This is a genomic window from Pseudonocardia kongjuensis (assembly GCF_039526905.1).
Taxonomy (GTDB): Bacteria; Actinomycetota; Actinomycetes; order Mycobacteriales; family Pseudonocardiaceae; genus Pseudonocardia; species Pseudonocardia kongjuensis.
Map to the genome: position 1 here is coordinate 1 of NZ_BAAAJK010000075.1, position 686 is coordinate 686.

Annotated in this window: 1 protein-coding gene; it reads left to right on the plus strand. The window is 71.7% G+C overall.

Annotated features, from left to right (window positions below):
• The coding region (locus tag ABD160_RS33240) for a transposase family protein (RefSeq protein ID WP_344030726.1) at positions 1-686 on the plus strand (686 nt) is incomplete at both ends.

Below are 686 nucleotides of genomic sequence, written 5' to 3' on the forward strand. Positions count from 1 at the left end.
GCGCGCACCGCAACCAGCGGGCTACACGCTGGCGCAAGCTCTCCGCCGGCCGCCAGGCCCTGCTGGTGGTGGCCTATCTGCGCAAGGGCGAGACCTATGCCGACCTGGCCTGCGGGTTCGAGATCGGCACGTCAACGGTCTACCGCTACGTGCGCGAAGCGCTCGCCCTGCTCGCGGCGATGGCCCCGACGCTGGAGCAGGCGATCGAGGTCGCCTCACGCAAGGCGTTCGTGATCGTCGACGGCAGCCTGCTGCGGATCGACCGGGTCGGCATGGCGTCCGGCCGAGACCGCCCCTACTACAGCGGCAAGCACAAGGCCCACGGGCTGAACGTGCAGGTCATCGCCGACCCGGTCGGCAGGCTGGTGTGGATCTCCCCACCGCTGCCTGGCGCGCGGCACGACATGGGAGCCGCCCGCGACCACGGGATCATCGAGGCGCTGACCGCGCATGAGATCCCCGCGGTCGCCGACACCGCCTACCAAGGCGCCGGTCCGATGGTGGCCGTGCCGCAGCGGCGTCGGCGCATCGACCCGGACACCGGGCGCTACCGGCGCCTGTCGCGCAACCAGAGGGAGGTCAACGCCGCACACGCCCGCCGACGCGGGCCGGGTGAGCGGGTCAACGCCGAGCTGAAGAACTGGAAGGTTCTGCGCAAGATCAGATCCTGCCCGACCCGGGCCGCC